At 65.1% G+C, this 6930-nt stretch carries 5 protein-coding genes and 1 riboswitch; of the genes, 3 read left to right on the top strand and 2 right to left on the bottom strand.

Annotated elements, in window-relative coordinates; genetic code table 11:
- Nucleotides 1–317: 317 nt before the first annotated feature.
- The gene (locus AB7849_RS13620) at nt 318–1334 is read right to left on the bottom strand and encodes a cysteine synthase A (protein WP_369501169.1); all 1017 of its coding nucleotides are present in this window, start codon (nt 1332–1334) and stop codon (nt 318–320) included.
- Between the two features lie 205 nt (nt 1335–1539).
- Nucleotides 1540–1654, top strand: a riboswitch (SAM riboswitch).
- Between the two features lie 83 nt (nt 1655–1737).
- Here AB7849_RS13620 and metX point away from each other — a divergent pair.
- Genes metX through AB7849_RS13605 form a run of 3 tightly spaced genes read left to right on the top strand, consistent with a single transcriptional unit; the run spans nt 1738 to nt 5091 of the window.
- The gene (gene metX / locus AB7849_RS13615) at nt 1738–2781 is read left to right on the top strand and encodes a homoserine O-succinyltransferase MetX (RefSeq protein WP_008213979.1); all 1044 of its coding nucleotides are present in this window, start codon (nt 1738–1740) and stop codon (nt 2779–2781) included.
- A gap of 4 nt (nt 2782–2785) precedes the next feature.
- The gene (gene metB / locus AB7849_RS13610) at nt 2786–3988 is read left to right on the top strand and encodes a cystathionine gamma-synthase (RefSeq protein WP_008213981.1); all 1203 of its coding nucleotides are present in this window, start codon (nt 2786–2788) and stop codon (nt 3986–3988) included.
- Nucleotides 3985–5091, top strand: coding sequence for a homoserine dehydrogenase (locus AB7849_RS13605; RefSeq protein ID WP_008213982.1), 1107 nt, complete (start codon nt 3985–3987; stop codon nt 5089–5091). Before metB ends, AB7849_RS13605 begins: the two co-directional genes overlap by 4 nt.
- Before the next feature lie 81 nt (nt 5092–5172).
- Here AB7849_RS13605 and AB7849_RS13600 read toward each other — a convergent pair whose 3' ends face one another.
- Nucleotides 5173–6837 (bottom strand): APC family permease, encoded by a 1665-nt coding sequence (locus tag AB7849_RS13600; RefSeq protein WP_147628196.1) that lies wholly within the window; start codon nt 6835–6837, stop codon nt 5173–5175.
- Nucleotides 6838–6930: the final 93 nt, after the last annotated feature.

Here is a 6930-nt window from a genome sequence, read left to right as displayed (position 1 = left end):
CCGCGCCGATGGTAGTGTGCTTCTTGCATGCGAGAGTAGGTCACCGCCAGGGGCTTTATCCTTAGAAGGCCTCCCCACCCGGGGAGGCCTTCTGCTTTGGTGCCGACCGAATCGCTGAGAACGCCCCCGCCGTGATCGCGTGGCGGGATGTCGGCGCAGCCTGCGCTGGCCGACTCTGCGCACGTACGATCTACCTTTTGGGCTGCATCAGGCGCTTCCGCAAACTCCGCATGCAGTGCAGGAAACGGCCCCGCTAAGGCAATTGTGACTGGCGCAGCAGTGTGCGGGAGCAGATACGAGCGAGCCCGTGGAGCCACTCAGCCCGGGAACGCGTGTTCCAGCCAATCCGGTACCGGGATGGCTTTCTCGTGCAAGAGTGCCGGGTTGAACAGTTTGGCCTGATAACGGGTGCCGGCATCGGCGAGCACGGTGACCACGGTATGCCCGGGGCCGAGCTCCCTTGCGAGGCGAATGGCCCCGGCGATATTCACGCCGCTGGAACCACCCACGCACCAGCCTTCGTCGCGCAGCAGCTGGTGCAGCAGTGGCACGGACTCCTGATCGGGGATGGACCAGGCCAGGTCGATCGGCGCGTCCTTGAAGTTTTCGGTGATGCGGCTGGAGCCGATCCCTTCGCTGATCGAATTGCCCTCGGCGAGCAATTCGCCATGGGTGATGAAATGAGCCAGGGCCGAACCCGTGGGGTCCGAAAGGGCGATCTTCACACGAGGATTTCGCGCCTTGAGTGCCCGCCCGATCCCGGCCAGGGTGCCGCCCGTACCCGCGGAGCAAACGAATCCATCGATCTTGCCATGGGTTTGATCCCAGATCTCGGGCCCCGTGGTGTTCTCGTGCCAATCACGGTTGGCGGTATTGTCGAACTGGTTGGCGAACCAGGCACTCCTCGGCTTGGCTTCATTCAGCTGCCCGGCGTGGGCGCGCGCAACGTGGACATAGTGCTGCGGGTTGCTGAATGGCACAGCGGGAATCAGTCGCACGTCGGCGCCGGCGATGCGCAACGCGTCGATTTTCTCGCGGCTTTGCGTGTCCGGCATGAAGATGACCGTGCGATAGCCGCGACTGGCCCCGATCAGCGCCAGTCCGATGCCGGTGTTGCCGGCCGTGCCCTCAACGATGGTGCCCCCGGGCCGGATCAGTCCCCGTTGCTCGGCATCGAGCAGCAGGCCGAGCGCGGTCCTGTCCTTGATCGAGCCGCCGGGGTTGAGAAACTCCGCCTTGGCGAGCACCTCGCATCCGGTAAGGCTTGAGGCGTGATTGAGGCGCAACAGTGGGGTGTTGCCGACGGCGGAGGACAGGTTGGAACGGATGGTCATGATGCGGAAATCTGTGCTGGAAACGGGGCCGGCCACAGCACGGGCCGGCATTCCAAGAGAGTGCCACCAGCTGGCCTGGATGGGCGGTTTGGCGGATATGGCCAATCAACATAAGCCCGCAATGCAAGGTTCTATGCGGACTTTTGGACGTATGGACGTCTATACGTCCATTGACAAGCAAATTTGCAAAAGCTAGAGTCGGGTCCACTCATCGAGACCGGCTGAGGGACAGGCCCTTTGAAGCCGGGGCAACCTGCAGGTGATTCCTGCAACGGTGCCAACTCCTGCGGGGCGCTTCGGCGTCAACCGGTAGATGGGATGTCGTCAGCACGGCCATGTCGTGGTCTTTGACGGCAACTCGTTGCAGGTTCTCCGCAGGGGCGATGCCACAGGAGAACCACCGATGCCCGCTTCACACGCCCATGCTTCCGACACCGACGAGCGCCACTCTGCCGTGGTCGTTGCCCTTTTCCCGCGAGCCACTTTGACCGACCAGCGCAGCAGTCGCACGCTGTCGTTGACGCCGCGCTATGGAAACGGCATGCGCGAAGTGGAAGTGCGCTACCGCTGGAGCGGCGCGCCGGATGCACCTACGGTGATCGTGCAAGGCGGTATCTCTGCCGATCGCGACGTGACGGTGGCACCGGACGGCCGTCCCGGCTGGTGGGCCGAACTGGTGGGCGAGGATCGTGCGATCGACCTGACCGCCTGCCGTGTGCTGAGCATCGACTGGCTTGCTCCCGCCGACCTTGGTGACGACGTGGCTTCCGTGTCCAGCGAGGACCAGGCGGACGCGTTGGCCGCGCTCGTCCAAGCATTGGGCATCGATCAGGTGGAAGCCTTCGTCGGTTCATCGTATGGCGCCATGGCGGGCCTTGCATTTGCTGCGCGTCACCCGGGCAAGATCGGGCGGCTGATCCTGCTGGCCGGCGCCCATCGTTCGCATCCGTTGTCGACTGCACAGCGTTCGATCCAGCGCCAGATCGTGCGCCTCGGCCTGGCCTCCGGTCAGACCGAAGAGGCCTTGGCTCTGGCGCGGCAATTGGCCATGACCACCTATCGCGGCGGGGAAGAATTCTCGCGTCGCTTCAACGGCGAGCCGGAGTATCGCGATGGTCGTTTCCACTTTCCGGTCGAGGATTACCTGGAAAATGCCGGTCGTCGCTTCGTCGAGCGCTTCGATGTGCAGCGCTTCCTGGCCTTGTCCGAGTCGATCGACCTGCACGACGTGGCCCCCGAAGACGTGCATGCACAGACGACGTTGATCGGCTTTCCCACCGATCGCCTGATCCCGCTGGCCGATCTCTGTGATCTGCAGCGCCGGCTGCATGGCCCGGCCACGCTGGAAGTGGTCGACTCACCGTACGGCCACGATGCCTTCCTGAAAGAAACCGGCAAACTGGCGCCGTTGCTGCGCCAGGCCATCCCCTGTTGTTGTGGAGTGTGACCCCATGAGCGCCGATATCCCCGCCGACATCGCTTCCGCCACCCGCGCCGTGCGCGCCGGCATCGAATCCGATACCCAGCACGGTGCCGTGGTGCCGCCGTTGCATCTGTCCACCAACTACAGTTTCGAGGGCTTTGGCCGCAAGCGCGCGTACGACTATTCGCGCAGCGGCAATCCCACCCGTGACCTGTTGGCCAATGCCCTGGCCGAGCTGGAACAGGGCGTCGGTGCCGTGATCACGGCCAGCGGCATGGCGGCCGTCGCGCTGGCCCTAGAACTGGTGCCGGCCGGTGGCCTGGTGTTGGCTGCGCATGATTGCTACGGCGGCACGTGGCGCCTGCTGGATGCGTGGGCGAAGAAGGGCCGCTTCCGCGTGCAGTTCGCCGATCTCACCGACAGCGTGGCGCTGGCTGAAGGGCTGGCCAGCAAGCCGGCACTGGTATGGGTGGAGACGCCCTCCAACCCGCTGTTGCGCATCACCGACGTTCGCCACGTCGCACAGGCGGCCCATGCCGTGGGCGCGCTGGTGGTGGTGGACAACACCTTCCTGTCGCCTGCGCTGCAGCAGCCGTTGACGCTGGGCGCCGATGTGGTGGTGCACTCCACCACCAAGTACATCAATGGCCACAGCGATGTGGTCGGCGGTGCCGTGGTGGCGCGCGATGCGGCGGTGGCCGAGCAACTGAAATGGTGGGGTAATTGCAACGGCCTCACCGGCGCGCCCTTCGACAGTTTCCTCACCCTGCGTGGCCTGCGGACGCTGAACGTACGCCTGCGCCAGCATCAGGAAAATGCCGTGCGTATCGCCAGCCGTCTGGACGGCCATGCGGCCGTTCGAAAGGTCTATTACCCCGGGCTTGAGTATCACCCCGGGCATGCGTTGGCGGCACGCCAGCAGCAGGGTTTTGGCGCCATGCTGAGTTTCGAGCTGGAGGGCGACGAGACGCAGATCGAGGCGTTCGTCGATGGCCTGCAGTTCTTCTCGCTGGCCGAGTCGCTTGGCGGAGTGGAAAGCCTGGTGGCCCATCCGGCCACGATGACGCATGCGGCGATGACGCCGGACGCGCGCCACCAGGCGGGCATCGCCGATTCGCTGCTGCGTCTGTCGGTAGGCATCGAGGATGGTGCCGATCTGCTGCGTGACCTCGATGCCGCGCTGTTGCGCGCCCAGGCTGCCGGGGAATCCAAACGCCGGGTGAGTGCATGAATGCGGTGCTGACTCCGGAAAAGGTTCGCGATGCGTCGAAGGCGGGCGTGGCCATCGCGGCCCGCGCTCCCGCTGGCATCGCCCTGGTCCTGCTGGGTACCGGCGTCGTGGGCGGGGCATTTCTCAAGCTCTTGAACACGCCGGTGGCTGCCGCCCTGCGACTGGTCGGCGTGGCCAATTCGCGACGTCAGCAGACGGCCGTAGAGGCACTCGCCGACCGTGGCTTGCGCGAGCAGTTGAAGCGGCAGGGTGATGCGCGCGACGACGTGAAATTGCTCAATGCACTGGATGCCAGCGACGCAGCCGTAAAAGTCATCGTCGATGCCACTGCCAGCGCCGAACTGGCGGCGCGCCATGCGGAATGGCTGGCACGCGGCTATCACGTGGTCACCGCGAACAAGTCGCTGGGCGGTGGCGAGCTTTCCGGCTGGCGTACCCTGCAGGAGGCGTTGGCCAAGGGCGCGCACTATGGCGATGCCGCCACCGTCGGCGCCGGCCTGCCGGTGTTGTCCACGCTGCGCCGCCTGCGCGCTTGCGGCGACGGGCTGCTGACATTGGAAGGTGTTTTCTCGGGCTCCCTGTCTTATCTGTTCAACCAGTACGACGGCAGTCGACCGTTTTCGGCACTGCTGGAAGAAGCGCGCCAGCAAGGCTATACCGAGCCCGATCCACGCAGCGACCTGTCCGGCGAAGACGTGGCGCGCAAGCTGCTGATCCTCGCCCGCAACGCCGGCTTTGCGCTGGGCACGGATGAGGTGGAAGTGGAAAGCCTGGTGCCGGAGTCCTTGCGCGGGCTGGATACGCAGGCTTTCCTGGCGCGTGCCGATGAGCTTGATGCACCACTGGCCGCACGGCATGCCGAAGCCGCGACGCGCGGCAACGTGCTGCGCTATCTGGCGCGGCTCAACCAGCGCGGGCACGCCCGCGTCGGCCTGGTCGAAGTGTCGCCCACCCATCCGGCGGCGCGCTTGTACGGAACCGACAACCAGTTCGCGCTCACCACGACCCGGTACCACACCCAGCCGCTGGTGATCCAGGGACCGGGCGCAGGACCGGAAGTGACGGCACAGGCACTACTCGGCGACGTGCTGGCGTTGGGCTAGGAGCCTGGCAGACCGCAACAAAAACGAAGGGCGCGATCATCGGGATGATCGCGCCCTTCGTGTGTGGAGCCGCGGCCTTGTTCAGTGCCCGGTGATTTTTTCCGCTTCTTCCTCGTCCGGCGGCACCAGCGGTGCATCGGGTTCGAGAGCGGCTTCCAGTCGCGCGGCATCGATCGACGGCGTGCGCCAGCCCGACTTCACGCCCCACAGGTAGAACAGCAGGCCGACCACGGCGACCACGGCCAGATCCCAACCATAGGGCAGGTAGCCCTTGCCGCCGAACGTGGTGCTGCCGATCCACGAGACGAAGGCCAGTACTGGCAGATAGAAGATCAGCCACCAGGCGCCCTTCATCTGCCGGCCGAAGTCGTGCCAGCCACTCTTGGCCTGGTAATAAAAATAGATTGGCAGCGCCACGACCATCAGCAGGATGATCTCGCCGGTCAGCGGCCACTTGGCCCAGTACAGCAGCTCGGTGGACATGATGAAGGCGATGCCGGCCACGATTGGCAGGCCGGCCAGGCGGAACGGGCGGCCGAGTTCCGGGGCGGTGCGGCGCAGCGTCATCACGCTGACCGGGCCAGTCAGGTAGGAGATGATCGTGGCCACCGAGATCACCGCCGCCAGCGAACCCCAGCCGCGGAAGAAGAACAGGAACAGGAACGACACCGCCAGGTTCACCCACATCGCCGGGCGCGGTACGCCCCACTTCGGGTGCACGCGGCCGAGGATCTTCGGCAACGTGCCGTTGCGCTCCATGCCGTAGAGCATGCGCGCGGTGGTGGCGGTGTAGGTCATGCCGGTGCCGCTGGGGCTGATCACCGCATCGATGAACAGCAGCGTGGCCAGCCATTGCAGCCCGAGGATGATCGCCAGGTCGGCGAACGGCGAGCTGAAATCCACGCCGTGCCAGCCCACGTTGGCCAGCATTTCACGCGGCACCGCGCCGATATAGGCCACCTGCAGCAACACGTAGATGACGGTGGCCAGCGCGATCGAGCAGACAATTGCAAACGGGATGCTCTTGCCCGGATTGCGCGCCTCGCCGGCCAGGTTCACCGGGCTCTGGAAGCCGTTGAAACTGAACACGATGCCGGCGATGGCCACGGCGGTGAGGATCGAGGGGAAGTCGGTCTTGTGCAGTTCGCCGTGGATGCCGACTGAGAAGTTTTCCGGATGGAAGCCGCTCATCATCAGCAATACCGCGGTGATCGCAGGGATGATCAGCTTGAACATCGTGATCGCGGTGTTCGAGCGTGCGAACAGCTTCACGCTCCAGAAGTTGAACAGGAAATACATCACCACCAGCGCTGCGGCGATCAGCAGGCCGTTGGTGCTCAACTCGCCGTGGCTGCCCGGCACCTGGTGGTACAGATCCTTGGCCCACTGCCACTTCCACGACGACATGTATTGCGCCGACGCCTCGGCCTCGACCGAGATCACCGAGACGATCGCGATCCAGTTCGCCCACGCCGCGATGAAGCCCACCAGCGAGCCATGCGAGTAGTGGCCGTAGCGCACCATGCCGCCCGACTCGGGGAACATCGCGCCCAGTTCGGCATAGGTCAGGGCGATGGTCATGATGATCGCCGCGCCGATGACCCACGCCCAGATCGCGCCGGGGCCGGCAATCTGCGCGGCCCGCCATGCGCCGAACAGCCAACCGGATCCGATGATGGAGCCGAGGCCGGTAAGCATCAGGGCGAACGCGCCGACGTCGCGTCGGATCGAGCTGGTATGAGACATGGGGGCTCCCGTGAGGCGCGTGGCCAGATTCAGGTGACGTACAAACGCCCGATGATGACAGACCCTTTGCAGTGATGTCAGCCCGAGGGTGCC

Origin of the sequence: Rhodanobacter sp. FW021-MT20 (genome assembly GCF_041107475.1) — a bacterium.
GTDB classification, from domain to species: Bacteria; Pseudomonadota; Gammaproteobacteria; order Xanthomonadales; family Rhodanobacteraceae; genus Rhodanobacter_A; species Rhodanobacter_A glycinis.
This window is presented reverse-complemented; position numbering and strand designations above follow the sequence as displayed.